At 50.4% G+C, this 25,408-nt stretch carries 28 protein-coding genes and 2 pseudogenes; 23 read left to right on the plus strand and 7 right to left on the minus strand.

Annotated features, from left to right (window positions below; genetic code table 11):
* Positions 1–330: 330 nt before the first annotated feature.
* From ACMX3H_RS03070 to ACMX3H_RS03090, 5 genes are all read left to right on the plus strand, one after another.
* Positions 331–558 carry a Tfp pilus assembly protein FimT/FimU gene (locus tag ACMX3H_RS03070; RefSeq protein WP_415209761.1) on the plus strand — a complete coding sequence of 76 codons (228 nt, stop codon included), beginning with the start codon at positions 331–333 and terminating at the stop codon, positions 556–558.
* Between the two features lie 21 nt (positions 559–579).
* Positions 580–1,530, plus strand: a complete 951-nt coding sequence (pilV, locus tag ACMX3H_RS03075) for a shufflon system plasmid conjugative transfer pilus tip adhesin PilV (RefSeq protein WP_415209762.1) — start codon at positions 580–582, stop codon at positions 1,528–1,530.
* Positions 1,531–2,775: 1,245 nt separating this feature from the next.
* Positions 2,776–3,732 (plus strand): curved DNA-binding protein, encoded by a 957-nt coding sequence (gene cbpA / locus ACMX3H_RS03080; protein ID WP_415209763.1) that lies wholly within the window; start codon positions 2,776–2,778, stop codon positions 3,730–3,732.
* Entirely contained in the window at positions 3,729–4,025 is a 297-nt protein-coding gene (locus tag ACMX3H_RS03085) for a chaperone modulator CbpM (RefSeq protein WP_415209764.1), read from the plus strand. Before cbpA ends, ACMX3H_RS03085 begins: the two co-directional genes overlap by 4 nt.
* Before the next feature lie 295 nt (positions 4,026–4,320).
* Complete coding sequence (locus ACMX3H_RS03090) at positions 4,321–4,923, plus strand: peroxiredoxin C (RefSeq protein ID WP_415209765.1); 603 nt, start codon at positions 4,321–4,323, stop codon at positions 4,921–4,923.
* Between the two features lie 314 nt (positions 4,924–5,237).
* Here ACMX3H_RS03090 and ACMX3H_RS03095 read toward each other — a convergent pair.
* A pseudogene (locus tag ACMX3H_RS03095) lies at positions 5,238–6,470 on the minus strand (MFS transporter).
* Between the two features lie 226 nt (positions 6,471–6,696).
* Here ACMX3H_RS03095 and ACMX3H_RS03100 point away from each other — a divergent pair.
* The 12 genes from ACMX3H_RS03100 to repA all read left to right on the plus strand — a co-directional run bounded on the left by ACMX3H_RS03100 (position 6,697) and on the right by repA (position 16,120).
* Positions 6,697–7,140: a DotD/TraH family lipoprotein gene (locus ACMX3H_RS03100; RefSeq protein ID WP_415209766.1), complete on the plus strand. Its 444-nt coding sequence runs from the start codon at positions 6,697–6,699 to the stop codon at positions 7,138–7,140.
* Positions 7,137–7,937, plus strand: coding sequence for a type IV secretory system conjugative DNA transfer family protein (locus tag ACMX3H_RS03105; protein ID WP_415209767.1), 801 nt, complete (start codon positions 7,137–7,139; stop codon positions 7,935–7,937). Before ACMX3H_RS03100 ends, ACMX3H_RS03105 begins: the two co-directional genes overlap by 4 nt.
* A complete protein-coding gene (gene traJ, locus ACMX3H_RS03110; RefSeq protein WP_415209768.1) occupies positions 7,937–9,106 on the plus strand; it encodes a plasmid transfer ATPase TraJ in 1,170 nt (389 codons plus the stop codon). The genes ACMX3H_RS03105 and traJ overlap by 1 nt, the downstream gene beginning before the upstream one ends.
* Entirely contained in the window at positions 9,096–9,362 is a 267-nt protein-coding gene (icmT, locus tag ACMX3H_RS03115) for an IcmT/TraK family protein (protein ID WP_415209769.1), read from the plus strand. The genes traJ and icmT overlap by 11 nt, the downstream gene beginning before the upstream one ends.
* A gap of 11 nt (positions 9,363–9,373) precedes the next feature.
* Complete coding sequence (locus ACMX3H_RS03120) at positions 9,374–10,117, plus strand: DUF5710 domain-containing protein (RefSeq protein WP_415209770.1); 744 nt, start codon at positions 9,374–9,376, stop codon at positions 10,115–10,117.
* Complete coding sequence (locus ACMX3H_RS03125; protein WP_415209771.1) at positions 10,081–11,448, plus strand: hypothetical protein; 1,368 nt, start codon at positions 10,081–10,083, stop codon at positions 11,446–11,448. The genes ACMX3H_RS03120 and ACMX3H_RS03125 overlap by 37 nt, the downstream gene beginning before the upstream one ends.
* Positions 11,449–11,631: 183 nt before the next feature.
* Positions 11,632–12,597: a hypothetical protein gene (locus ACMX3H_RS03130; RefSeq protein WP_415209772.1), complete on the plus strand. Its 966-nt coding sequence runs from the start codon at positions 11,632–11,634 to the stop codon at positions 12,595–12,597.
* 109 nt (positions 12,598–12,706) lie between these two features.
* Positions 12,707–13,165, plus strand: a complete 459-nt coding sequence (locus ACMX3H_RS03135) for a hypothetical protein (RefSeq protein WP_415209773.1) — start codon at positions 12,707–12,709, stop codon at positions 13,163–13,165.
* Entirely contained in the window at positions 13,165–13,341 is a 177-nt protein-coding gene (locus ACMX3H_RS03140) for a hypothetical protein (RefSeq protein WP_415209774.1), read from the plus strand. The genes ACMX3H_RS03135 and ACMX3H_RS03140 overlap by 1 nt, the downstream gene beginning before the upstream one ends.
* 420 nt (positions 13,342–13,761) lie before the next feature.
* The gene (locus ACMX3H_RS03145) at positions 13,762–14,115 is read left to right on the plus strand and encodes a hypothetical protein (RefSeq protein ID WP_415209775.1); all 354 of its coding nucleotides are present in this window, start codon (positions 13,762–13,764) and stop codon (positions 14,113–14,115) included.
* A 123-nt stretch (positions 14,116–14,238) separates the two neighbouring features.
* Positions 14,239–14,580: a hypothetical protein gene (locus tag ACMX3H_RS03150; protein ID WP_415209776.1), complete on the plus strand. Its 342-nt coding sequence runs from the start codon at positions 14,239–14,241 to the stop codon at positions 14,578–14,580.
* 619 nt (positions 14,581–15,199) lie between these two features.
* A complete protein-coding gene (repA, locus tag ACMX3H_RS03155) occupies positions 15,200–16,120 on the plus strand; it encodes a plasmid replication initiator RepA (protein WP_415209777.1) in 921 nt (306 codons plus the stop codon).
* A 633-nt stretch (positions 16,121–16,753) separates the two neighbouring features.
* On the opposite strand, the gene ACMX3H_RS03160 is transcribed toward repA, so the two are convergent.
* On the minus strand, positions 16,754–17,263 hold the full coding sequence (locus ACMX3H_RS03160) for a DUF2913 family protein (protein WP_415209788.1): 510 nt from the start codon (positions 17,261–17,263) through the stop codon (positions 16,754–16,756).
* A 468-nt stretch (positions 17,264–17,731) separates the two neighbouring features.
* Here ACMX3H_RS03160 and ACMX3H_RS03165 point away from each other — a divergent pair, with 468 nt between their 5' ends.
* The 5 genes from ACMX3H_RS03165 to ACMX3H_RS03185 all read left to right on the plus strand — a co-directional run bounded on the left by ACMX3H_RS03165 (position 17,732) and on the right by ACMX3H_RS03185 (position 20,967).
* The gene (locus ACMX3H_RS03165) at positions 17,732–17,950 is read left to right on the plus strand and encodes an ANR family transcriptional regulator (RefSeq protein WP_415209778.1); all 219 of its coding nucleotides are present in this window, start codon (positions 17,732–17,734) and stop codon (positions 17,948–17,950) included.
* The gene (locus tag ACMX3H_RS03170; protein ID WP_415209779.1) at positions 17,947–18,726 is read left to right on the plus strand and encodes a hypothetical protein; all 780 of its coding nucleotides are present in this window, start codon (positions 17,947–17,949) and stop codon (positions 18,724–18,726) included. The genes ACMX3H_RS03165 and ACMX3H_RS03170 overlap by 4 nt, the downstream gene beginning before the upstream one ends.
* Positions 18,723–19,355, plus strand: a complete 633-nt coding sequence (locus ACMX3H_RS03175) for a helix-turn-helix transcriptional regulator (RefSeq protein WP_415209780.1) — start codon at positions 18,723–18,725, stop codon at positions 19,353–19,355. Before ACMX3H_RS03170 ends, ACMX3H_RS03175 begins: the two co-directional genes overlap by 4 nt.
* A 155-nt stretch (positions 19,356–19,510) precedes the next feature.
* Complete coding sequence (locus ACMX3H_RS03180; RefSeq protein ID WP_415209781.1) at positions 19,511–19,996, plus strand: ProQ/FINO family protein; 486 nt, start codon at positions 19,511–19,513, stop codon at positions 19,994–19,996.
* On the plus strand, positions 19,993–20,967 hold the full coding sequence (locus ACMX3H_RS03185; protein ID WP_415209782.1) for an Rpn family recombination-promoting nuclease/putative transposase: 975 nt from the start codon (positions 19,993–19,995) through the stop codon (positions 20,965–20,967). Before ACMX3H_RS03180 ends, ACMX3H_RS03185 begins: the two co-directional genes overlap by 4 nt.
* Before the next feature lie 99 nt (positions 20,968–21,066).
* Here ACMX3H_RS03185 and ACMX3H_RS03190 read toward each other — a convergent pair whose 3' ends face one another.
* Positions 21,067–21,408: a phosphate-starvation-inducible PsiE family protein gene (locus tag ACMX3H_RS03190; protein WP_415209783.1), complete on the minus strand. Its 342-nt coding sequence runs from the start codon at positions 21,406–21,408 to the stop codon at positions 21,067–21,069.
* Positions 21,409–21,610: 202 nt separating this feature from the next.
* On the opposite strand from ACMX3H_RS03190, the gene ACMX3H_RS03195 reads away from it, so the two are divergent.
* Entirely contained in the window at positions 21,611–22,969 is a 1,359-nt protein-coding gene (locus ACMX3H_RS03195) for a 3'-5' exonuclease (protein ID WP_415209784.1), read from the plus strand.
* A 38-nt stretch (positions 22,970–23,007) separates the two neighbouring features.
* Here the strand turns inward: ACMX3H_RS03195 and ACMX3H_RS03200 are convergent, their stop codons facing one another.
* The 4 genes and pseudogenes from ACMX3H_RS03200 to ACMX3H_RS03215 all read right to left on the minus strand — a co-directional run.
* Positions 23,008–23,394, minus strand: coding sequence for a plasmid partitioning/stability family protein (locus tag ACMX3H_RS03200; protein ID WP_415209785.1), 387 nt, complete (start codon positions 23,392–23,394; stop codon positions 23,008–23,010).
* A gap of 2 nt (positions 23,395–23,396) precedes the next feature.
* Positions 23,397–24,356, minus strand: coding sequence for a plasmid segregation protein ParM domain-containing protein (gene parM, locus ACMX3H_RS03205; protein ID WP_415209786.1), 960 nt, complete (start codon positions 24,354–24,356; stop codon positions 23,397–23,399).
* A gap of 523 nt (positions 24,357–24,879) precedes the next feature.
* Positions 24,880–25,113, minus strand: coding sequence for a hypothetical protein (locus ACMX3H_RS03210; protein ID WP_415209787.1), 234 nt, complete (start codon positions 25,111–25,113; stop codon positions 24,880–24,882).
* Positions 25,114–25,130: 17 nt separating this feature from the next.
* Positions 25,131–25,408: pseudogene (locus ACMX3H_RS03215) on the minus strand (hypothetical protein); the annotation flags it as partial.

A 25,408-nucleotide genomic window follows, 5' to 3' on the forward strand; every position in this document is an offset into this window, starting at 1 on the left:
CGACGCTCTTCCGATCTCGCGGTTAACCCGCGAACAGGGGAAAGCCTGTTTGTTACGCGCCATAAAGCGAGCCCTCATTGAGTAAGACGGGATAAACAAGATGAACCAGCAGCACCACCGGCAACAGCCAGGGCGCCAGCGGATGGGGCGTTGAACGGCCCACCAGGCAGAAGGTCAGCGCGACATAAAGCGTCAGCGCACAGGTCAGCGCGACATAAAGCGTCAGCGCACAGGTCAGCCCGGCAAGGGGCAGCCAGGCGCACAGGCTGTTGCCGGTGGTGCTGCTGGTTCATCTTGTTTATCCCGTCTTACTCAATGAGGGCTCGCTTTATGGCGCGTAACAAACAGGCTTTCCCCTGTTCGCGGGTTAACCGCGGGGTCTCCCTGATAGAAACCATGATGGTGGTGACCCTGCTGTCGCTGATGATGACGTTTGGGGTGCCGCACGTGCTGGAATACCAGCAGGAGCGCGCCTGGGATGTCAGCGCGACAACGCTGTCTGCGGTGAGTGCCGCCGCCCGGCGCTATATCAAGGACAATAAGGATACCCTGACATAAAAACTCGCGTCGGCCAAAAACGTGGTGATCACCGGCAAAGAGCTGAAAGCGGCGAACTATCTTCCGCCGGGGTTTAGCCTGACGACGGGGGAAGGGCAATCGTATCTGGTGGCCATCACACGGAACGTCAGTGCCCAAAAGGAGATGATGGCGTTTGTGCTGACGACGGCGGGGACGGAAATCCCGCCGAGAGGTCTGCGGTATATTGCCCAGAATATCAGTGGGCTGGGGGGCTATATCTGGCCGATGAACCAGGCGGTGGGGGCCAATGGTAGCTGGAACGTCAACCTCACCCATTTCGGTCTCTCGGGCCAGCAGGGGCGTCTGGCGGTGATGTTGTCTTCCGACGCGCTGGGTAGTGATAGCGAAGCCGGCGATCGCCTGTATCGCTTTGCGGTTGATCATCGACCAGACCTGAACCATATGCATACCGCACTGGATATGGGGAAAAACGATATTAATGATACCCGAGTGCTAAGTGCGCAGAACGGCAACTTTTTAGAGTCTGTCACTGCGGGTAAAGGAATCACGGCAGACGATAATATCCGCAGCAACAATGGCTGGATAGTGACGCGCAATAATCAGGGCTGGAAGAATGAAACTCACGGCGGGGGTTTTTACATGTCTGACCCTGATTGGGTTAGAAGTGTTAATGACAAGGGAATTTACACCGGCGGAAAACTGAAAGGCGGGTTCTTTGAATTAAATGAAATAAACTCAGTCAAGGCAGGTGATGGATGCTCACCAAATGGTCTGGTCGGTAGAACTCTGTCCGGGGCGTTGTTGTCCTGCGAAAATCGTGTCTGGACATCAGGCGGCACACTGCAACAGCGTCAGTGCCAACAGATGGGTAACTGGGGTGGGCGCGACTTTAGGGAATATCGTTGCCCTGTCGGTTGGTATGCCGCAGGTCTGAAGTTTGTAGGGCATCAACATGAAGAGTCGGCTTACGTCATTACCTGTTGCCATTGAATTAGCCCTGAGCAGCCATGCGTGGTTGATTGATTCGCTCAAAATTTATATTTCTGACGGCCTGATGGATTTGAGAATCTAGGTCTTCGGCAGATTGTAAAGTGCGATTAGCAAGGTGATGGCGCATGGTTCATGCGAATACTTTGGTGCACCTCAAAAAACCTCAGATTCGATAAATGACGGCAAAAAAATAACTGCAGAATCAGAGGGTTGTTTGTTTTTTATCCGCAATATGAGCAAAAATAACTCATGTCGAACAATAAGTTAGCGTTTTTAAAAATCAAAAATGAAAATGTCTAGGTTTTTCGAGGTGCCCTTTGGTAAGTCTGCTTAGGTGGTGCATCTTCGCGCTTATAAAATGAGGTGTGGGCTCTGTTTGTCGTACTGTTTTTTTCTAAACATTTTTTTCGTTTTGCTATCTCCATGATATTACGCTTTTTACTACAGAGTTTTTATCTCCGAGGTAAAAAGTGAACAGCCCTGCCCCATCGGTACGGTTGACTTTATTCCCTCCCGGCGCGATTCAAATAGTAAACGTCATGTGTTGCCACGATGTGTCTGGTAAGACCGTTAATTGTTTCTGGACTCACTGTTCAGCGGATTTTTTACCGCAGGGAGGACAGATGTGCGTATATTCAATGAACTTCAAGATGCACGGCAAGACCGCGCGAGGGGCTTACTACTCGTGCCTTCTGCTGGGTAGGTGGATGCATCTTGAAGTACGTTGAGTATATTTTGGAGAAAGTGAATGGTGATTCTGGAGCTTTAATGTATCATGATAATAATTAACAAGGAATCGTTATGGCTGGCTTGTTATGTTTGACCCCTGTTTTTTACGGCAAAGATTCTGTTGCAGGATGCAAGGGTTGAAAAGAAACTTATGAGACAGCGATAAACGAGCATCCAGATCCCAAAGAGATGATTTTTTCATTTGCAGTTAATTCTAGGGCGTGTCCTCATAGCATACATGAGTGAAAAAACGAAGAAAGAATGCACATTAAATCATTTTTTTATTAATTAAATGAGCATAAGGTGGATGAAAAATACCCTTGCTAGACCTGATATACAAACATGATCATGTTTTTTCGTAAATTATAATGAAATGAGGACACGCCCTAGCCCGTAACGATGGATTGAAAGGCGGAAAAGATAAACGTGAGATCACCGCAATATTCATTATCACTTAGTTTGATCTCAAATTGGCGCTGATTGCGAGCCGTTAAAACTATTATAAGGTGTTAATAGATGGAATTTAAAGACTATTATTCCCTGCTGGAGGTTGAACCTTCCGCAGATTTAAAAGCCATTAAAACCGCCTACCGACGTCTGGCCCGCAAGTACCATCCGGACGTGAGCAGCGAAAAGGATGCTGAAAGCAAATTCAAAGAAATGGCCGAGGCCTATGAGGTACTGAAAGACAGTGAAAAGCGTGCTGAGTACGATCTGTTACGCCATCATCGTGACGATCCTCGCTTCTATCAGCCGCCTCCGGATTATGGTCACGGCGGCGACCAGTGGCAGGGTGCCCAGGGAGACCATGGTGATTACTCTGACTTCTTTGAGTCCATTTTTGGTCGCCAGGCCGCTGGCGGAGGCTTTCGGCATTCCAGCCAAAAGCCTTCCCCGATGCGAGGGCAGGATCTTGAAATGGAAGTGCCGCTGTTCCTAGAAGAGACTCTTCAGGGGAAAAGCCGCAACGTTTCCTGGTCGCTGCCAGTGTTTGATGCGCAGGGGCGCCAGATCGATACGGTCAATAAAACATTGAAAGTGAAAATTCCTGCCGGGATGGTCGATGGTAAGCGTATTCGCCTGAAAGGTCAGGGCGGGGTTGGGATCAACGGTGGGGCAAACGGCGATCTGTATTTGATAATAAAAATTGCGCCGCATCCACTGTTTGAAATCGACGGACAGAATTTGCAGATTGTGGTGCCGCTGGCCCCGTGGGAAGCCGCGCTGGGAGCCTCGATTCAGGTACCAACGCTGACGGGGAAAATTACGCTGACTGTGCCTACTGGAAGTCAGAATGGTCAACGACTTCGCGTAAAAGGCAAAGGGCTGGCCGGTAAAAATAGCACCGGCGATCTGTATGCCATTTTAAAAGTGGTAATGCCGCCAAAAGGCGACGACAAAACCAGTGAGTTGTGGCGAGAGTTATCGACGCAGGCCGCCTTTGATCTTCGCATGGCATGGGAGTCAAAATGATGATGGAACAACGCTACACCCTGATTGAAATCTGCCAGGTAGTAGATATCCCGCCAGAAGAACTGACAGAGGTCGTGGCGCTGGGAGTGATTTCCCCGCTTGAACCGGATGCTGACTGGATTTTTGATTATCACGCGCTGCACTGCCTTAAGCGAGCCTACCGCCTGCGTATTGAGTTGGAGTTGGAGTGGTCAGGCGCTGCCGTTGCGCTGATGCTGCTGGATAAGGTTGACAGGCTGGAGCAGGAAAATGCTCAGCTGAAGCGCCAGCTGGAGCGTTTGTTGCATAACTGATGTTACGCAGTGCCTGAATCATCAGAAATTTTACTTAGAATAGAGTTTTTTGTACAAAAAAGACTTACCACTCCACTAATACAAAAGCGATGTCTAGCGAGATGGAGTTCTTTTACGTTTTGAGGTGTATGTTTTTAGCTTTTTTTGTATAAAAAAATAAACCTGGGGTTTTTTGCTTAGTTGCTTACTGATTTAATGTTTTGAAAAATATTCTCCGCGTAACATCAGTTAGGAACAACTATTTAGGCAGGTTTAAATCCTATCAATCCGAAAACGCTATTTTACAGGAGTAAATATGGTACTGGTCACTCGTCAATCACCCGATTTTACCGCCGCCGCCGTGCTCGGCACGGGGGAAATCGTTGACAATTTCAACCTTAAATCTCATATCCAGGGTAAACCGGCGGTCATTTTCTTCTGGCCGATGGATTTCACCTTCGTCTGCCCCTCCGAATTGATTGCCTTCGACAAACGCTACGCAGAGTTTCAGAAGCGCGGTGTGGAAATCATCGGTGTGTCTTTCGACTCTGTATTTGTGCATAATGCTTGGCGGCAGGTGCCGACTGACAAAGGGGGGATCGGACCGGTCCAGTACCCGATGGTAGCGGACATAAAACGCGACATCATCAAAGCCTACGGTATTGAACATCCTGACGCCGGGGTCGCGCTGCGCGGGTCGTTCCTGATCGATAAAGAAGGGATTGTGCGTCATCAGGTCGTTAACGATCTGCCGCTGGGGCGGAATATAGACGAAATGATGCGGATGGTCGACGCCCTGCAATTTCATGAAGAGCAGGGGGAAGTCTGCCCGGCACAGTGGGAAAAAGGGCAGGAAGGGATGAGCGCATCACCGGAAGGTGTCGCTAAATATCTCTCAGAGAATGTGACCAAGCTGTAATCTGAACCCGTCAGTCCAGATAGGGCATACGCCCTGTTTTATATCATGAAGGAGGGTGTCCACCTATTTTAAGTGGATACCCTCTATGACAGATCCTGAAAAAATTACACCAACTGCACATCATGGTTGACTCTCACCGTTTATGCGTTTCGTAATACTAAAATCATTACGACTCAAGCGTCCCGTCGGGCCGAGAAAAAAGTAAAATAAGGTGATGAATGACGGTTTAAAAAAGACGAGACCACCGATTTATAAAAAAACCGGCGGATTGTGTAGATTGTTCGAAAATTTTTAAGAAGGGAACTTAGGCTAGCTTAGGGCTGTTTAATATTCGATATTGTTGATTCTCTTGGTCGTCCACGAATAAAAAGCACGATTAATATCAACCAAAACACCCCGCCCAGTAGATTAAAGAGATTGAACGCGCCCTTGTTTCCCCATAGATAAGCTATTTTAGACATTTCTATACCCAGGGTGAACACTATCATGCTGATGAGCCCCATCGCTGCGGAGACGGTGCCTTTGCTAATATCACTGGAAAATAGCGTTAACCGGGTTAAGCATGCGTTAGTCATGCCAAGGCCAAATGAATACACACTCAGACCCGCGGTTATCCACAGATAATCCGTTGATGGAAAAAATGTTGCACTTCCTGCTACGACCAGGCCAGCGATCATCGGCTTGCCACCGAGTTTTATCAGTCGAAGTAAACTGGTCTTTCCTGTGAGACGACTCAACATCAGGTTACCGGCAATAAGCCCTCCGAATACGGGGATTTGTAACAACGCGTAGGTAACGGTAGACAGCTTTTCTCCGCTAATGATGATCAGTGGAGAGAGGGCGATCCAGGCAAGTAATGGCGTATCTGCACACCCTATAGCGAGTGCACCACACATAAAACGGCGGTTGCTCAGTACCTGCTTATAGTCACGCCATAGCGTGTGAAAAGATAATGCTCCCCCCTTCAGTCTTACTGTTTCTGGCATAAAAAACCATAAACCCACGAAGGAAACGACACCTAAAATAATGAATATCACAAACATGCCTTGCTAGGAGAGGATGTTGATCAATGAAGCGCCCGCCAATGGCCTCAATAGGGGCGCGATTAACGCTATATTGGCCATCAGCGCAATAATTTTGACACAGCGTGCTTCTTCAAAAGTCTCTTGAATAGCGGCATAACCCACAGCACCAATAAAACCCAACCCTATGCCTTGCAGGAAGCGCATGGCTATAAACTGTTCAATGCTCGAAACCAGTAAAATGGCTAAACAGGTAATAATAAAGAATGCGACGCCCATAAGCATAACGGGCCGTCATCCGCGCTGGTCTGATAAAGGGCCAAAGAACCATTGCAAGAAGGCTCCGCCGGCCAGATAAGCCGTCATGGAGGTGGGTACCCATTCAACGCCTGCATTGAAATTGGCTACGACTCCCAGCATAGCCGGTTGGATCATATCGTTTGCTATATAAACAGCAAATTCAAATAACACTAAACTAAGAGGAAACAGTATACGCTGCGCTTTGGATAAAACGAGGGGTTGCATAAATTCATTCTTATTATGAGATGTGTAAACGAACTACTCAATTTGGAAGCGGTAGTGTTTGAGGGTAAATCAAGGATTGAGTGTAATTCTTTTTCAGTGAATGACACAAGATAGACATTTTATTTATTGAACGGATCGCCATCAAATATCGCGCTTCGCATCAGCTACCCACTGATTGCCTTTTTCTCCCCTGTTTTTGTTTTCTGTCCTTAACCGAGAAAAAACAATGAAACTGCCTATCCTCGCGGGGGTGCTGGCACCCTGCCTGCTGGCGGGCTGCCAGCACCCCGCACTGTCATTATTACCTCCACGACACGCCTCACTGTCTGCCTCGCCGGTATCGCGTCAAGCGCCGCCGCTGGCGCTTGCATTGACCGAAAACGGCTGGCGGTTGCCGGGGCGCATTACCGCCAACTCACAACGCGTTTCCGTCGACTGGGACGGCGATGCCATTGAACAGCTGAGCCAGCTGGCGCATCAGCGTGGGGTGGGGTTTCGCTATACCGGTGTCCGCCTTCCCCTGCCGGTCACCCTCCATGAGCGTGATACGACCTTCGATACCCTGCTGCGGCTGATACGGGCACAGATCCACTGGCGTGCCACGCTGACCCAGCAGGAGGATGCGCTGGAAGTCGGTTTTATGCCGCCGCTGCAAGGACGACTGTCATGAGAAAACCCGTTTATCTTGGGCTGACGCTGGCTCTGCTGTGGGGGAGCGTGGGCGTTGATGCGGCACCGCCGGCCGAGGTCCCGCCGCCGTCCCTCTCCGCCTGGCTGACGCCCGCGCCTGCCCCTCACGATGGCGTTAACAACACCGTCTATCAGATGCTGAGCGAGGCGGGGAGCACGGAAGGTTTTCGCGGCGGCAAGGCACAACGCGCCTGGGAGCTGTGTCAGTCGCTGTTACAGCAGGCGGCACAGCTCGACCGTCTTTATCTGTTCGCGCCGCTGATTCAGCGTGAAGGCTGGCTGCCGCCGGTGATTGCCGAGGCGACCTCGATGGCCACCATCACCGACCGGCAGATACGCACGGCGCATCACGTCTACAACATCCTGGTGCCGGAACGCTTTATCAGTAACCCGCCCAGCTGGCGTCAGTATCTGTTCGCCGGCCTGGCGGTCAACGCGACGCCGGGCACGGACGTGATGCCGCGCAACCGGGCAGAGCGGCATATCTGGCAGACCGCCATCAGGAAAGGCTGGCAAGCCGGCCGTCAGAGCGCTGACGACACGTTGGTGGCCAATTTTAACCGCCTGACCCGGGATTACACCGGGATGCTGCGTTATTCGCTGCTGCTGAAACAGAACATGATGACGCCGCCGGTGGTCAGTGAACAGCTGAAATCGGTCAGCGGTGACCGTCAACAGCTGATGCTGGGCGACAAGGTACGCGACCTGAAGCAGCGTGCTGGGTTCGCGCTGGACAGGAAAGGCTGGCAGCCGGTTATTCAGACAGGGAGGGAATAATGAGCGCACTGGCGCAGTTTGATTTTTCCGTCGGACTCACCGCCGACACCCTGCGGTGCTTTTTCGTGCATTGCTATCGCCACGCGGTGTCCGATATTCATCTGCAAAGCAATGGCCGGATTATTGTGGGGCGGCACGGGCGTCTTATCCCCTGTTCGGCGTTTACGCTCGATCATTCGACGCTGCTGGCGTTGATTGACGGCATTTTCAGCCCGGCGATCAAGGCCCGGGTCCAGAGCGGCAAAGGCGACGATGCGTCCCTGCAGCTCGAAGGCGACAGCCAGCAACGTTACGGGCTGGCGCGCGGGGAGCGGATGCGCTTTCGGGCCAATTTCACCCAGGCCACTATTCGTGGCGTCAATACCGCCATTGCCGTGACGCTGCGGGTGATTAATAACGCGATCCCGCCGCTGACTGACCTCGGCTTGCCTGACGACCTGTATCAGATGCTGGCTCATCTGCCGGTTGACGGCATGGGGCTGGTTGTCTGGCCGACCGGCTCCGGCAAGAGCACGCTGTTAAGCGCGGTGTATCAGCATCACGGTCAAACGCAGCCGGACTGCAAGGTCACCACCTATGAGGATCCGGTGGAAGGGCTGCTCGGCGGGCCTGACTGGCTGCTGCAGCCGCAGCAGTGTGAGATAGGCCACGATGTCCCGAGCTTTGCCGCCGGGTTACGCCTGGCGATGCGTCAGGCCCCCACCCTTATCGGGATCGGGGAAGTGCGTGACGGTGACACGGTGGAGGGCATGGTCAGCTGCGGATTATCCGGCCATACCTGTCTGGGCACCGAGCACGCCTTTTCCCCGGGGCATGCCTTTTCGCGCAGCGTGCGGATGTTACCTGCCGGGAACCGCGAGCCGCTGGCGCACAACATGCTGGAGCTGATGCGTTTTATCGTGATGCAGCGTCTGGTACCGACCACCGATGGCAAACGCCGGTCGGTGCAGGAATACGTGCTGTTTGACGATGTCCTGCGCGATGAACTGCGTACGCATCCCTATACCGCCTGGCCGATGTTGCTCGATCAGGGGCTGACCCGGCGTCATGCACGCATTGCCGATCAGGTCTGGCGCCTGTTCCAGCAGGGGGCGGTGAGCGACGTGACGGCCCGGCGTTATCTGGGGGCGACGGCGTTTCAGGCGCTAAGGCGGGCAGATGGCGGATGATTATTACCAGGGGCGCGACGCCTCGCCGCCGGTGCGCATTATCGGGATCCCAGCACTCGCCTGGCTGGTGTTCGCCCTGTGGTTCAAGTGGCCCTCGTGGACGATGTTCCTGTTTTGCGCGGGCCTGCTCATCTTCTACGCCGTTCTGGCGCACTTTGGTTTCACCGTCACCGTGTTACGTCAGCGGATCTTCCATCTGCTGCGCGGCAGGCGCCTGACGGGACGGCCCTGGTGGTATCGCAAATTCTTTGAATAACGGAGGGTGTTATGGCGACGAGCCGGACGTACCTGGCTGTTCCCCACAGTGACAAGGCACAGGCGCGCACGCGGGCTGGTCGGCTGGACGATGGCCGGTCTGCCCTGCGATTTGATAAGGGGCGCGCCCTCTGGTATGCCCTGCCCGGTGCTGATATGGCGGCACTGTCCCCCTGGAAACTGGATCCGCTAGCGGTGGGGGTGAATGCCGGCGATGCGCCGACGCAGTTTGCCTATTTTCTGCGGGCGCAGGGCGCGGATCTGCCGGGGCCGGCGGTGATGGATGGGATGCGCCAGCGTATTCGCATGACCGACGATAAACCGGGGAAAAAATCCTGTACCTACGTCGGTCACCTTGACGGTCTGCCTAATGGCTGGTTTAACGACTTTCGCGATGGTGGCACGGCGAACCCGACGCGCTGGGTTTTCCGCGGTGAAACGGCCGATCCACAGGCGGCGCTGCATCTTAAGGCCATCACAGCCCAGCGTCAGTGGGATCGGATGGCAGCCAAACGCCAGCAGCAGGACAACAAGGCGGGCAACGTGGCACACGTCTACCGCCGTTTTTCCCAGGCGGCGCAGCATCCTTACCTGGCGAAAAAGGGCGTACAGGCGATGCACGGGGTGCATATTGATGACCGGCAGCGTTTGCTTATTCCGTTGCGAAACCGTGACGGTCAGATCCGTTCACCGATCACACCCGGCAGGGGCGTATCATCATGGCGAACCCGGCCGCCAGTCAGAACGACAGCATGATCCTCTCGGCACTTCTGGTGGCAAAAAAGCATCTGGTGCTGCGGGGCCATATCGAGCTGACGGGCAGCACGGCATTCAAACAGCGGGCGATTGCGCTGATTGCCGAGTACGACCTGCCTCTGGTGCTGAAAAACGACGCGCAGCGCCAGATGCTGGTGGCAGCACGTGAAGCCGTGCGCTCCGAGCCGCCGTTACCGGCACCCTCAGCGCAGGCCGGTGAGGTGCTGTTTGAGGCCAGGGATGCGTCGGCGCAGCTCAAACTATTGCTGGTCAAGGCGCAGGGCGACTTTGTGCAGGGGGTGGTCCGTCATGACGGCGCGTATAAACCGGTGCTGGGCCGCCTGTGCCGAAACGCCGATGGCCAGTCGTACATGCTGCTTAATGACATCACGTCGAACGGGCTGACGCCGCTGGGGCGCGGTAATCCGGTGAACAATGCGGACGGCAGTTTCAACCATTACGTGTTCCGGCTGAAAGATGAGCCACAGCGCTTGTATGCGGCGGGGATGGATGACCTCGCGGTGCAGATGCGCAGTCTGGGGATGATGCTGGTGATTTCTGCGCAGGATATCCAGCGTTTTATTGATCAGTTCAGGGGCGAGTATCAGACCGTCAACGCCAATATGCTGATCAAATGGTTTATGGCATTGCAGGATGAAAAGGATACCTTTGAACTGGCCAAAGCGACCGCCGGTAAAGATTATTACGCCGAGCTGGGCGAAGTGAAACGGACACCCGGCACGGTGAGCAGCCATTATGAAGATGCCAACACCACCTATATCCGCGAAAAGCACCGTATTTCGCTGGATGAACTCAAGGACCTGAATCCGGGGGAAGGCTTTATCTCGTTTAAAAGCGCCCTGGTGCCCAGCAATGCGATCTACATTCCAGACAGTGAAAAACAGTCGTCCACCCTGGCGCTGAAGATAAACCGCTTTATTGATGTTGACACACCGGGCGAAGCGGAGTTACTGGCCCAGCAGCCGCAACTGGCAAGATTGTTACCGCCTGCGGAAATGGACATCAATACCGTGCTGCACCGTACCGATGACATCATTGCCGGTAGCGCGGTGCATACCCTTCCCCCGCTGATGGATCCGGTTCTGGCAACGCTGGTCCAGGTTGCACTGGATCTGGATAACCGCAGTGATATCAGTTACAGCCCGAGCCAACGGGGGATCCTGCTGTTTGAGGCCGCACGCGCGGTACTGAATAAACGGGGGACGACATGGTTTACCGTTAAAACCCAGCCGGACCCGCTGAAGGTCTCTGACGCGATGGCCAGAAAACTGGTTGAGCAGTCTGGCGCATTTATGCCAAAAGATAAATAATTGTTGTCATAACCCGTTTTTAATTGTCGCGAGACAGCCAAGACTAAAGCCGCACTTTTTACGCCAATCAGATTTATTTTGACACTTCCTTAGCGCTAGGTTTAATATAAAACGCACTCTTAATATGATTGTTTTTTGTTATAATTTCTCTAAAGTATTAGAGGTTTTTTATTGAGGTTGCTGATGAGTAAGAAAATATTTCGTAGCATTGGTGGTGTTGTTCGTCCGATGATAGTTGATGATGTTATGGCTTCGGATACACAGTGCCACTATGAAAATCTGACCCCTAGATACAAATTAAAAAATAATTTATATGACAAAATAGAATTATTTATTATTCCCAATGTTAAGTGTAATGAGTGTGGTAAAGAGGTGTTTTACTATGAAAACAAAAATGGCGCTCGTGTTTTGTTTGATTTCTTAGGCCCTCCTTGGCCTGTTCATCCTTGTTATACAACAGAACAGGAAAAACAAAAAATAAAGACCCCCCCTAAAAAAGAAGAGGGATGGTTTCCTTTTATTATGGAGAAATTTGTTGCTTTGTCTGGTGGTGGAATACGCATTCAAGGGCGACATGGAGATGAAATTATTCGGTTTGAATTTGATGCTGGCACGTTTTCTCGGTTTAGATGTAAACCTGATGATGTTTGCTCTATGCTGTGTTTTATTAATCCGAAACGGCGGTTTTCGGTGCAGGTTCATAACGGCAGAAAAATATATAAAGCAAAATATTTTGTGTCAAAAGAAAAAGAACCTGTTCCTAGTAGTGTAGGCATGGTCGTCAAAGTTAATGATGCCGAAGAGAGATTGACGTCTGTTGTTAAATCTGGTGTTGATATTAATAAGGGAAAAGAAAATACGGAACTGTATTTCGAGTTGAATAATATGGCGTTTTTGTGTGATATAACAAATGAAATCATGGCGTTGCATTTCAATGCTTATGACAAGTCATTGATGTATTTTAGTGGTAGTGGGGCTAGTCTCAAATTTTACTGTTTCGGTGGGAAAACGGGATGTCGATTTAATTTGATTCCAAAATATAATTTATCACGTGTTAAAGATAAATCTATCCCACAAAAGCTTTTAACACGTATAGGGGGGGATGATGTATTAAATTATGGCTATGATTATTACTTTCGTGTGAATTAGTTTTTGTACTCGAATGATGATAATCTTGTTATTAAAGGGATGTATCGCAATAGCAATATTTGTGTTACCTCCCTAAGAAAGTTCGATCTGAGCAGGACGTTAATCAGAGATGTTAACAAAAAAAATATCGCTATTTCTAAACGCAGGGAGTGCAACAGAAAATGGAACTCAGGTCATGCATCTGATTTCTAAAAGTAAGTGTGGCAAGGTGGTTTTTGAAGGAAAGGTTGTTTGTGCCAAGCATACCTTTGGGATGAGTAATAAAAATAAAGTTAAAGCACACAGTTATGTTTTTTCTCGTATCCAGAAAGATACAAATCTTCACCATTTTCAAAATTTGCAGGATGCGTCATTCATAAATATTAAGGTGTTAAGTCTTAGAAAGACATCAGAAGAAGAAATGCTGATTAGTTTAATGGCAAAAGAATCGAAAATTTATATTTTTGTCAAAGGGAGTAAGTATGGGTTAGATGAACTTTATATGGATTTGCTTGCTGTTGATGCCAATGTGAGAGTAATAAAAAATCAAGGTGAAGAATTTACTTTGTATGTCAAAAACAAAGCATAGTGACATTTTCTTTGCCGAAGAGAAAAATTCTTGAAAAATCTATAATAAATAAGAGAAAAAAAGAAGTTACCAATATTGTAGGTGCGATAAAGCGGAGAGAAAATGATCATGTCGTTTTAAATAAGTTAATAGCTCAAGCGATGATTGCCGCAACTGAAAATAGTAAATCAGGTTGATGGACAATAACTTGGTGATTTATTTAGGGTTGACTCAGAAAACGGAATTTAAAGCTCGTTAAGCCGATTTCAGGGATAGAACTCTGATCTTGTCCAAAATGCCTTGCTCGCACCAAAAGTCCACTCAAACGAGAATCGCCGTTCTCGCAACAACTCGGCAACACCAGAATCGGCCCCTTTCGCAGGGGAAGGGTCGCGCTTTCGCACCTTTAGAGGAGCTTTCGCAGTGAGTGGCCTTGGCGCGGGGCGGGTAACCGCTCTTATGTTAAATAACCACCAAAACAAAGAAATTTCGCAGACTTATTACTGTTCCTGTAAATGCAGGTTTGTTCTTAACATTATCGTGCTTACTTTCTGCTATCCTTCCGTTTAAAGACAGTGAAAAAACGTTATGTCACCGAATGAGGTGAGGAGAATGCTTTGGCGAAAAAGATACACGCAGGAATAGATAAACTTGACGATTACGACCGCTTTCTGCTGGAAACGCTGATACAACAGGCTGAAAAGACGGCCGGGAAAACCTTAAGCCTGAAGGAAAAACAGAAAATGGCGGATGATTTTTTTGCCGAGCGTCCTCGTGCGGGAAAAGGTCATCTCGGGAGGGGTCGGAAAGGCAGGCCACCTCGCAACCTGTCGGCTGACGGCGCTCAGGAGAGCGCTGATTTTCACTGGACACCGGGTGTCCCCCTGCGCAAGGTTCAGGAGGCGCAGCGGCGCAACAGAAATATGCAGACTGGCCATCCGCCCAGTGAACCCCATACCGCTAAAAAGTAAGATATCGCCATGAATATGATGCTTGACTTTGAAATCCTAGATATTGCCAGCAATGCCCAGGATTGAATCATGATAAAGCCTCAAAGACAGAGTGTGAGGCTTTTCCTTATACGGAATATATATATGCCCCTGCAACTGACCGACGAAAATATCTGTTACATGGCCAGATACATCACCATTGTATTCAGAGACGAATCCACACGATTTCAACGGTGCACGCAAAAACTCAGCCGCGCAGTTCTTTATTCACTGGCGCATCAGCAAGCACATTATGGCGTCGATGCCTCAGCAGAAACCTGCTATCAGCGCACCCCATTCCATACCTTACTCACCACGCTGGAAGATAAACAACTGTCTGTAGCAGCCAAGCGGGCGATCGAGACGTATCTGTTTACGCTGCCTGGGGCCAGTTTTCGTTATCAGCTATTTTGGTGGGAAGCCCAGGCAAAGACGCAGTCATATTAATTTGACGCGAGCTGTCAGCCTGCCATTGACCCATCTAATCGATAACTACACCTATGTGTAGTGGTACGCTATTACGGATGTCAGAATCGTCAGTTCGACCCCTCAAAAGAAAACCGGCACGATGACCGGCTTTGAATCCAACAACAGGATCAATAAATTTCACGACTCATTATATTTATAGCTAATTATTTTCTATTCATCAATAAGTCTATTTGTTTTTTATCAGTAACCTAAAGCCTTAGCGCAGTCTCACGCTGCACTTCCTTCCTCAACGGTGCCAGAACGGCCATCGTACCCGCGTCACACATAGCGTCTCTGCCAAAATAAAAAGCCCGCTTGCTAGTCTGCGGGCTTTTCGCTACTGTGTCACAGTCCACGGGTAAACCCGTCGTTCAGGCCGCTCCCCTACAGTGAGCAGGTGCCTGGCGTCAGAGAAAACAAATTTCCTGGCCCCAGAACGCAAAAAACCCCGATAGTGTCATCTTGGCAGAGGTCTCTATCAGGGTATTGCGAATCATGTCAGCGCACGTATTCAAGAAGGATACTAGCCGAATGAAGATTAGCTTTCAAGTGTTAGAACGCACTTCCTCCCTCCGCTCTGCCATAAGCGCAGGGAGCGGTGGCTAAACAAATTTCCTCTTCCCCGACTGAAAAGTACCCCCATAACGCAGTCCGTGACTGCTATGTCAGTAATCCTTATCCGCGTTACCAGCCGCCGAAAGCGGATGCGGCCAAGCCAGCAATAGTCAAAGCCCTGGTCAAGGCGGCCCAGAACAGTAATCCGGCCCGCCATGAAGCCTGGTACACCACGCCGTGCCTTGACGTGAAAACCGGCCTGAAAAAACCGTTTATCAAACGGATGAACGCCCATCGGGCGCGGGCGGTTAACGCGCTGATGGTGGCGATGGCAGACCGGCTGAATATCGTCTCCGGCAAGGTGGAGGCCGGCGTGGAGCAGTTGTCTGACTGGTGTGGCCTGTCAACGGGCAGCGGTGCAAAGAAAAGCATCTCACGCGCCAGCCGGGCGCTGACGACGCTGGAAGAGCTGGGCGCCATCAAATGCGAACGGGTCTGGGACGACAGCACGCATTCCTATATCCCCAAGATTATCTGGGTCACCGAGCTGTTCTTTGTGCTTATCGATTACGAGGTAGGTAAATTCCTGTCGGCACAGAGCCAGCAGCTGGCCTGGGAGAACCAGAAGCTGCGAGACAAAGGCGAAGGCCCCATCACTCTGAGCGAAGCCCCCATCACTCTGAGCGAAGCCCGTCGTCGCGCCAAAGAAAAGCACATCAAGAAAGCGTTTGATTATCGCCTTAAGAAGCGGGCCTTCAACAAGCAGCGTCGTCATGCGCGCAAGATTGATGAGATGGAGCCTTCACAGGCCCGGCATTCCATCATGAACGACCTGGTGAAGCTGCACAGCAAGGACGAACTGGAGGCGATGGGTCACCAGGGGCTGCGGCGTATGGTTGACCAGCGCTACCACGCTCTGCGCAAGCTGGCCGCGTCTACAGCCCCACCGCCAGACACACCTTAAACTCTCTTTTGCCCGGCTTTCCGCCCCGGAGAAAATGATGCGCTTCACGGCGTAGGCTTCCGCACGCCCCTACCCCAATCCCCCCCTTATTTTCACGCATTCCCCCCGCCATTTCCCTCACACCCACCCCCTAATTCCCCCAAAACCGACCCCCGGTCTTTTTTATCCACCAACAGATGCAAGGGAAAACGGGCAATAGATAACCCCTATGGAATAGATGCAAAGTAACTGTAACTTCCTATTACAGAAAAAGATAATTAAAAGCGGCGATCTGGAGATAACCTCGCCGCCAACCACAATCCCATCACCTACCCCAAAACCAAAAAGGGCTTCGCTTACAGCAGGCGCGCCCGTGCCGCTCAATCGCCCAAACCCACAAAAAAACATCCGCCGCCCCACCCACAGTTCTTTTCCCCACCGGCCCAACGGGCCGGTGGGGAAAAGAACTGTGGGTGCTGTAACTAATAGGGTTTAAGTTTTCATTTTAGTGATTTCTGGAGGTTTAGGTGGTGGTCGTGTCGCTGATAGTTCGGTAGGGCGGCTTTCGCGCTACTCAAGCCTTTAAAATCCGGTCTGGCAGGGCAAGGGGCGGGTATGGGGTGTCTGTGAGGACCGTACCGGCTGCGCCGGGCTTCAGAGTGTCAGTATGACCGTATGATAGTGGTTGTTGGAAGCCGTTTTTTCGGCGGTTAACCCGTACAGCGTAAATGTCTGCAGAAAGGTATCGACCTGTCCGATAACGCGAAATTCCACGCTCTTAATCTGCTTGCCTTTTTCGGTGTACCCGGCGTTCAAGGCGGTCTTTTCAACATAAAAACCATTGCGATTTAGCTCTGATGCAGAAAACCGGCCGGTACGCCAGTCCCTGTCGCTCATTAGTTGATTATTACAGCCCTGGTCTTTAAGATTTTCGGTGGCAAAGGTCAGCCGAAACAGGTCAGATTGCTCGGTTACCTCTCCGGTGCAGGATTGCCATAAATATTCCAGTCGTTGCTTCAGTTTGCTGGCAGGACCTTGCTGTCTGCCCTTTTCCAACAGGTAGCTAATGTCGATTGCCACGCTCCTGGGGAAACGTTTTTGTTTTTTCGCCTGGGCTAACCAACGAACAAGGAACAGGTTTTCGGCATACGGTGAGCTGGCAATTCCATCCTACCGCGCCAGGTGCAGCGCAACCAGTGCGCAGAAAGCCAGATGGCTCAGGTCATTCGTCGTCTCTTACGGGGGGAGTTTTTGAAGTACAATTATCCTATGAAAAATAATGAAAATACGAGGGCCAGGAAAGTGCTGGCGAAAAAGCGTTTTTTATCCGAAAAGTTTATTTTAAGTTTTTGATTTCATAAATAAAATACTCACCACAAAGAGTGAATTTTTGCAGTAAAAGGAGTAAAATCAATCAGAACATAAAATGTTATGCGCTGATAGCAAGAGTTAGACGCTCTTACTACCAGCTAATCCAAGACCTAGCTGTAATAGGAGTCGGACTATGCAAAAGTCTACCTTCCGCGTGCGCATATTTGAAGCGTCCCGCCCGTTAATTGCCCTGTTTGCGCATCATTCGCGCAATTTAAACACTCGCCAGCGTCAATCTCTTCTGAACCTGGGAGGTGCGCAATGAATCGTTCCCTTTATGCGCATATTGCTGACTCTGCTGCGCGGTGTGAGCGTCATGGCCGTTTCGATGAAGCGGAAAATCTGTGGCGTCAGGCCAGCACACAGGCGGTGCAACAGGAAAATCGCGACTGGACTGCCCTTCGTGCCAGAGTGTGTGAATCCCGCCGTCGTTTTCTGGCTGCTTGCCCCGCCCGCGTGAAAAACGGGGGTGTCGCATGACGGATTTCCTCGACTTTGTTAAGCGTATGGGTCTTGTCGTCACTCCCTCTTCGGGTGGTCATCTTCTTGTCGAAGGCGATGTCGACCTCTCCGGCAGCGATATTGCCACATTGCCGGATAACCTGACCATCATCGGGTCATTGATAGCGCGCGAGTGCACCAGATTATCGGCCCTGCCGGCGGGCCTGGATATCATGGACAGCCTCGACCTGCGTAATACACCGATAACCTCGTTGCCGGCCGATATTGGCGTCGGGCTGGACATCATGCTGGAGAATACCCGTCTGCTATCCCTGCCGGCCAATCTGGCGGTGGACGGTGCCCTCGACCTTGAGGGTACGCCTATCGCTGCACTTCCCGCCACGCTGAGTGTCGGCGGCTACCTCAATCTCCGTAATACCGCCGTGACTGAACTGCCGGAGGACTGGTGCATCGACGGGCCGCTGCTGCTCGATGTGGAAAAAATATCGAGTCCGCTGGCGTGGCGGCGGGTCCCTCTTGCCTCACTGACGCCGGATGACCCCATCCTGCAGGATGACTTTTTGCCTGCGTCTCAGGACGAGGCGGTATCTGGCGCGCTGGCAGTGGACCCGCAGGGTGTTGAGGTTTTTGCCGTCTGGGTGTGCGGGGAAATCCGGGTGTTCGCCGGGAGGCATGTGGCGTCCGCTGCCGGGTTTGACCATCCTGGTGTCTCTGCCCTATTCCAGCATGCGGCCCATGAATGCGTGGCAGAGCTGTCAGCGCGTTTGAATGCCGGACGGGAGGGTAACCTATGACTCTCTCGCTCACCGCGCTCTGGCGACGCAGCCAGACCCCCTGCGTCTTCACCGATGCCGCAGGCACCCTGTTTGCCAATGCCCCCATGCAACGACTGCTGAGGTGCGACGAACGGGCATGCGGCAATGATTCTCCCCTGGTGTCGCTGTTCCTGGCGCAGGAGGCCCAGGCACGGCAGCAACGTCAACCGCTTGGGGTGTTTAACAGCCAGCCCTATGGCGCCCACGGCATCATGCAGCCCTGGTTGTTCTGCTTTCTTCCCGACGTAGATGATGACGGCGTGTGTCACGGCAGCTTTTGCCACGCGCGGCCGTTCCCGTTCCTGTCTTTACCGGACTATCTCGAGGGCGGCTGTCCCCGACCGGTGGAGGACTGGCCCGTCGACGACAGGTTTACCGACAGGGAGCGGAGCATCATCTTTTTATCGCTGCCGCGCCTGAGCAGCAAGCGCATTGGGCAGCGGCTCCAGATATCGCATCGCACGGTAGAAAACCGTCTGCAGTGCATCTACCACAAGATAGGTATCCACAATGTCCGGCAGCTGGATGACTATTGTCGCCAGCATGGGATGGTGTTCGCCATTCCCCCGCAATGGCGACCCCGCGTCAGTCATGTCATTAACCCGTAGTGNNCCCGGTACGTGGTCGCCTCTGACGGCCGCGTATTCGCGGGAAGGGAGACCTGCTGGTATGATACCCATAAGCACCATCAAGCAAGAGAACAAAACTGATGACCGAACCCAAGCGCCCCTTGCTCAGTATCAGACGCAAGCCGAAAATTTATGTGAATCCGAAGCATGCCGATAAACCCGCGCCGGCGCCAAAACCGGCGAAGCCGGTCAAGGAGCCAAAGCCGAAACAGCCGCCACCCAAGCCCCTGAGCCGGGAAGAGCGCATCGCCCGGAACCGGGCGAAAAAATTACGCCGGGATCAGGAGGCCATCGCCAGTCTGGTGGCACATTGGCCGCAACTCTTCAGCCTTGAACAGTCGAAGCCGATAAAAATTGGTATGGTGGCAAATATCCTTGACGATATCAAGGCGCGTGAACTGGAGCTAACCCGCGCCAAAGCCAGCGCGGCGCTGATGTTCTATACGCAAACGCCAGCCTATCAGCAAGCGGTCCATGCCGGCGGCAGTCGGTTTGACCTTGGCGGGCAACCCTGTGGCGAAGTGACTGAGGAGCAAAAGGCCCATGCCCTGAAGCAGTTGGAGAAATGGCAAGCAGAAACAGAGTCCGCGCCACCATCGGGCGCAGAGCCAACGCCATGAGCAATAAATTTACCCCGACGCCCCATGATGCGGTGTTCAGGCAGTTTCTTCACGACAAGGCCACAGCGCAGGATTTTTTTGATATCTGGCTGCCTGATGATATCAAGGCGCTGTGTAACTGGGAGACCCTGAAGCCCGAGTCCGGCTCCTTTATCGATTCGGACATGAAGCCTTACCAGAGTGATATCCTCTACTCGGTGAACGCCAACGGACCTGATGGCTATGTCTACTGTTTGATTGAGCACCAGTCGACCCCCGACAAGCTGATGGCCTGGCGGTTAATGCGCTATTGCATGGCGGCCATGCAGCGGCATCTGGAAGCCGGGCATGATAAACTGCCCCTGGTTTTTCCGGTACTGTTCTACTGCGGCGAAAAAAGTCCGCATCCGTACAGCACCAACTGGCTGGACTGCTTTGAACGGCCCTATATCGCAGCGAAGATTTACAGCCAGCCGTTCCGGCTGGCGGATGTGACCACGCTCGATGATGATGCCATCATGCAGCACCGGCGCATGGCGCTGCTAGAGTTGATTCAGAAGCATATTCGTCGCCGGGATATGACAGAGTTGCTAGACAGTATTGTTAAACTGCTGTCGTACAATTATTATACGGATACGCAGGTTGTCACGATGATGAACTATCTGGTTCAGGAGGGGAATGCCGCCTCGCCACGCACGTTCATTACCGAGATAGCCAGACGGGCGGAGAGACACGAGGAGGCACTTATGACCATTGCTGAGGCTCTGAAGCTGGAAGGTAAGCTGGAAGGTAAGCTGGAAGGTATCCAAGAAGGTATTCAGAAAGGTAAGTTGGAAGGTATTCAAGAAGGTATTCAGAAAGGGCTTGAGAAAGGTAGGCGTGAAGGCATTATTGCAGTGGCTAAAAATATGCTTGATTCTGGAACCAGCCAAACGCTTATCAAGCAGGTTACCGGATTAACTGATTCTGAATTGAATAATCTGAAAAGCTGAATATCATTAAGGGCGGCAAGTAATGATAAATGACCGGCCCTTTTTTTTATTGTTGACATGACTTCATGGTTGTATGCACTGAGTGATTTTTTTTGTGGGTTATTGTATATTTCCTTTTTTCGTTATGTATAGCGCAATAACCTGAACCAGTATGGCGGAAGAATACCATAGCGTACTCAGTGCATCCTCATGGTTTACAATAACCAAACGAAGCATGGCAGTGATGCCAATGCAAATGAAATACTGTAACGGAAAAAAGTTATCTGATTCAAAATATTTAATGATGAGCGCCACAAACTCGAAGTATAAAAAATAATCAATCAAGGTTGTAATAACGCCAAAAGATAACGTCTTCTCAGATTTTAACAACACAAAATTAATCATCGCGTAGATTTCTTTTGCGATGCAGGCGAGTAAAACCATGCCCATCATCATCAGCAAAATAGTTAAGGATAATTGTAAAATCCTGGATATGTAATTTTTATATTCTGTTTTAATTTTTACACCTTACTGAGGTTTATGGTATTTTACCCATCGTGGGTCATGTGCTAGTTTTCTAGGCCCAATGAGAAAAGGATATATTATGTCAATCCCGACCCAAGAGCAACAAGCCGTCATTAACTGACAGGGCCAGCAACTTGTTGTGAATGCGTTTGCCGGAACGGGGAAAACCTCGACACAGGTTCGCTATGCAGAAAAACACCCTGAATTACGAATGCTCTATATCGCGTTTAACCGCTCAGTGAGAGAAGAGGCTGAACAGAAATTCCCGCCTAACGTTTCCTGCAAAACGTCGCATCAGCTGGCGTGGGTCACTCATGACAAATACTACAAACATCGCTTTGCCAATTCGCTACGCCTTAACGATATTTACCGCGCTCTCGGCATCGATAACTGGGGGCTGGTAAAAGCCGTTCAGGACACGTTAAAAAATTTCATGGGCAGCGCCGATAGCACAATTATTATACGCCATTGTCCTTTTCTTGCAGAGGATAGTGGGTTATCGCTGATGCGTGAGTATATTATCGAACTCAGCCAGTCGTTATGGCAACGGATGATAAGCACTGACGATGATTTTCCTGTGACACACGATGTCTATCTTAAGCTGTATCAACTTTCGTCTCCTGACCTTTCGCAACGCTTTGACGTTATTTTGTTTGATGAGGCGCAGGATGCCAACCCTGTTACTCACGATTTCATTTTCCGGCATACAGGTAAGCTGATTATGGTGGGAGATGCACATCAACAAATCTATCGCTTTCGGAGAGCGGTTGACGCTCTCAACGCGCCACAGCTTGCCCATGCTGACCGACTATGGCTGACAAACAGCTTTCGCTTTGGTGCCAATATCGCATGTGTGGCCAACGCCCTGCTGGCACTCGATGATGAAACGCATCAGGTCGTCGGATGCGGAGGGGAGGATGAGGTCCATTTCAGCCTTCCTCGAAAGGGCTATCCTCACCGGGCAATACTGAGTCGGACAGTCGCAGGGGTGATCGGCGCAGCACTGGAAGCCAATAGCAATCACGATTCGGTGTTTTGGGTAAACGGGATTGATGCTTACCGGGTTAATGAGCTGATCAACCTGCACTGGTTTTCTCTCAACGAGCATAAGAAAATGGGCAGCCGGCAACTCTCTTCAGAATACAAAAACTATCAGGAGTATATGCGCGTTGCGGAGGCCAGCGACGATCAGGAAATGCTTCAGTCCATAAAGATCATAGACAAGTTTTACCCCTTGCCAAAGAAAATCAACGCTATGCGGCAGTATACTGTGGACGAAGAAAATGCAGCGAGCGTGACCGTAACTACCGCTCACAGGGCTAAAGGGCTGGAATGGCCTGTCGTTGAGCTTAACAGCGACTTTCCTGACATTCTCGATTCGGAAATTGACAAGGCCAACCGCCGGGATGAAATTAACCTGCTCTACGTGGCCGCAACGCGTGCCCGAAAAACACTGATAGCCAATAGCGTAATAGAGAATGTAGTGCGAGCATCATAGTTGCCAGGGGCGGCGTTTGTAACCTATGAGTATAAAATTTATTTTTTTAACTTAGATAAGTTAAAAAGTGCTTTTTTTTCATTTGTAGTAACTGATGAGTTAGTCTCCTCGTCTTTCGATAATTCTTTTTTTGATATTAGTTTCGCCAAATCATCGATGCTTACGTTATTTCCTCGGTAGCCTGTAACGCGCTCAATTATATTTACCAGGTCTTCTGTTGTCATTGAGCCGTTAAATAAACCACAAATCAGGTTAACAATTCTCTTGTCGATAGATGATAATGCAGCTCCGCATATTATTGTTTGTCGATAAAGATCACCTCTTGTTTGTGTTGGTAAATCATCGAAAAATTTCGCAGCCAAATAATCCTGAGGGTATAGTTCAGGATGCAAGTATACTATTATTTTTTTCCTTTTATCTTTCATGGTTAAGTCCTTGCTATGGCTTTCACTAATGCAAACTGAGGATCTTCTACTTTGGTTACTTTGTGAAGTGGGAAGTGTTGCTTTATGTAAGGGTAAATAATCTCTGCCCCGCCTTCTGTTAGATATATACGCTGTGTTCCTGTGAATGATGTTATTTCATTCTTTACACTTTCAGCCAGTGAAGATGATTCTTTGTCAATCAAGGATTGGATGTTTTTTATGTGACCAATGTCATTAATAAGGCTTTGCAGATACGTTTCGTTTGAATGGTTTTTTATTATTTCATTTGCAATATAAAAGCTACTGGGGGTGGATGCATTTTCTAGTGCCTTCATGACGGTTCTTGTTATTCTTGATGTCCCTATTTCGTTATTTCCTTTTATTGTTGTTACACTATCGAAAGCCCCTTGTATAATTCCACAATCGAGAGTGGTCCCACCTAAATCAACGACCAGACTGCGTTCTAAAGGTTTAACATCATCAGCGATTATCGATTCAATTGCGGCAGGAAGAAATTCAGGCATAACATTGATTTTCTTAATTTTGAATGTTTCGCCTTTATTAATAAAAATAGAACGAAGTATGTTGTTTTTTTTATTATTAATATTTTTTTCATTCGGTTGGTTGTCTGAGTCAAAAAATTCAGTTACTGGCAAAGTTACTGTCATCTCTATATCCTGAGGATCTAATCCTGAAGTAAGCAAAGCATGGTGAATAGCAAGTAGGTTCGCTGTGCTGTATTGGTAGCTAACATGTGTTGTAGCAATAGCCGCTGTGCTCCCTAGGTCATGAGAGTATTTTTTTTCATCTACTGTATAATTGAAAACTTTACCTGTGCCTAAGATATCTGCATTCCAGCCTTCCTTGAAACTATTACCAGATATGCTGGTTTTCACTTCACCATCTTTTAACCAAGCCAATTTGACATTTGTGGAACCATCATCACATGAAACGGTTAACATGAATTGCCTCATTTTGAGTAAGATTTTTTCTATTTTGAGAATTTTTATTGAATATAGCAGCTATGCCTTTTTTTAAACTCAAATTGAGTAAAAATCTTACTCAATTTGAGATTTTTTTGGTTTTGCTGAGCATCTATGTATGGCTGGATAAAAATCAACCTCAAGAAAAAAGGAAGTCGCTTTGCTCCTGCTTTTTATCGCGCCCTGGCGGTCGCCAGTTTCTGGGCAAGCGGAACTTTTTCTGCTGCATGGTCCCCTTTGTGCATACCTCTTCAATTATTACCCTTGCGCCCCGACCGTGCAGGGCTAGCGTGTGGGTACGGCTCCGGCCGTCACAACGCGAAAGCCCCAGAGCGCACAGGGTATTGAGGCAGGCCGGCACCGCCGGCGACCTGTGCGGCGCTGGCGCAGCCAGCCATTGCAGCGGGGCGGTTTAACGGACGCACGGCGCTCGATGCGCCAGCGCGTCCGCCGGCAGACGACGCCCGTCCGGGCGGGGAAACCCGCCCTTGCCCGTTATTCATCAACGTCTGGCGACAACCTCCTCGACGATGCTTGCCAGATAATCCCAGTTATAGCCGATGCTTTCATCGTGCCAGGCATCGGCGAGCCGCATGGCGGCCGCGATTTCAGCGTGGGTCAGCGTCTCGTCGATGGCCAGAAAATCCTCCTCCAGCCAAAAGGTGCCGCAACACAGTGCATCAGGGGCGGAGCGTTGCAAACGGCGGGCAAAGCCGGCAATGGTCATAGCGTTCATGGAATATGTCCTTTCTCTCAATCTTTAAAATGGTGGTCAAGTTCGTTAATCGCCTTGTAGATTTCGACGTAACGGTCGTGCGCGTCCCGCAGGATATGGCCGGCCAGGCGCTCGGCCAGCACGTCGCTGTTCCAGAAATACGCACTCACCAGCCCCCGCTGTGGGGACTTACCTAAAGTGATCCAATAGGTATAAACGGGAATATCCGGGAATTCGCGGGATCTGGTGGGATAAAGACTAACTAAATCAGGGATTAATTCTTGACTTGGCGTAAATTTAATCAATTTGGAAGCAG

The sequence above is a fragment of the Sodalis sp. (in: enterobacteria) genome (assembly GCF_047607725.1).
Taxonomy (GTDB): domain Bacteria; phylum Pseudomonadota; class Gammaproteobacteria; order Enterobacterales; family Enterobacteriaceae; genus JBLKSS01.

Excerpts from the sequence above, each read along its gene's own strand:
- icmT (WP_415209769.1), top strand. The coding sequence starts at position 9,096 with ATGGCGGATGATTATTACCAGGGGCGCGACGCCTCGCCGCCGGTGCGC.
- traJ (WP_415209768.1), top strand. The coding sequence starts at position 7,937 with ATGAGCGCACTGGCGCAGTTTGATTTTTCCGTCGGACTCACCGCCGAC.
- ACMX3H_RS03135 (WP_415209773.1), top strand. The coding sequence starts at position 12,707 with ATGTTAACAAAAAAAATATCGCTATTTCTAAACGCAGGGAGTGCAACA.
- ACMX3H_RS03200 (WP_415209785.1), bottom strand. The coding sequence starts at position 23,394 with ATGAAAGATAAAAGGAAAAAAATAATAGTATACTTGCATCCTGAACTA.
- ACMX3H_RS03210 (WP_415209787.1), bottom strand. The coding sequence starts at position 25,113 with ATGAACGCTATGACCATTGCCGGCTTTGCCCGCCGTTTGCAACGCTCC.
- ACMX3H_RS03105 (WP_415209767.1), top strand. The coding sequence starts at position 7,137 with ATGAGAAAACCCGTTTATCTTGGGCTGACGCTGGCTCTGCTGTGGGGG.
- ACMX3H_RS03090 (WP_415209765.1), top strand. The coding sequence starts at position 4,321 with ATGGTACTGGTCACTCGTCAATCACCCGATTTTACCGCCGCCGCCGTG.
- ACMX3H_RS03120 (WP_415209770.1), top strand. The coding sequence starts at position 9,374 with ATGGCGACGAGCCGGACGTACCTGGCTGTTCCCCACAGTGACAAGGCA.
- ACMX3H_RS03150 (WP_415209776.1), top strand. The coding sequence starts at position 14,239 with ATGCCCCTGCAACTGACCGACGAAAATATCTGTTACATGGCCAGATAC.
- ACMX3H_RS03185 (WP_415209782.1), top strand. The coding sequence starts at position 19,993 with ATGAGCAATAAATTTACCCCGACGCCCCATGATGCGGTGTTCAGGCAG.
- parM (WP_415209786.1), bottom strand. The coding sequence starts at position 24,356 with ATGTTAACCGTTTCATGTGATGATGGTTCCACAAATGTCAAATTGGCT.
- ACMX3H_RS03165 (WP_415209778.1), top strand. The coding sequence starts at position 17,732 with ATGAATCGTTCCCTTTATGCGCATATTGCTGACTCTGCTGCGCGGTGT.
- ACMX3H_RS03085 (WP_415209764.1), top strand. The coding sequence starts at position 3,729 with ATGATGATGGAACAACGCTACACCCTGATTGAAATCTGCCAGGTAGTA.
- ACMX3H_RS03170 (WP_415209779.1), top strand. The coding sequence starts at position 17,947 with ATGACGGATTTCCTCGACTTTGTTAAGCGTATGGGTCTTGTCGTCACT.
- cbpA (WP_415209763.1), top strand. The coding sequence starts at position 2,776 with ATGGAATTTAAAGACTATTATTCCCTGCTGGAGGTTGAACCTTCCGCA.
- ACMX3H_RS03100 (WP_415209766.1), top strand. The coding sequence starts at position 6,697 with ATGAAACTGCCTATCCTCGCGGGGGTGCTGGCACCCTGCCTGCTGGCG.
- ACMX3H_RS03125 (WP_415209771.1), top strand. The coding sequence starts at position 10,081 with ATGGCGAACCCGGCCGCCAGTCAGAACGACAGCATGATCCTCTCGGCA.
- ACMX3H_RS03130 (WP_415209772.1), top strand. The coding sequence starts at position 11,632 with ATGAGTAAGAAAATATTTCGTAGCATTGGTGGTGTTGTTCGTCCGATG.
- ACMX3H_RS03175 (WP_415209780.1), top strand. The coding sequence starts at position 18,723 with ATGACTCTCTCGCTCACCGCGCTCTGGCGACGCAGCCAGACCCCCTGC.
- ACMX3H_RS03070 (WP_415209761.1), top strand. The coding sequence starts at position 331 with ATGGCGCGTAACAAACAGGCTTTCCCCTGTTCGCGGGTTAACCGCGGG.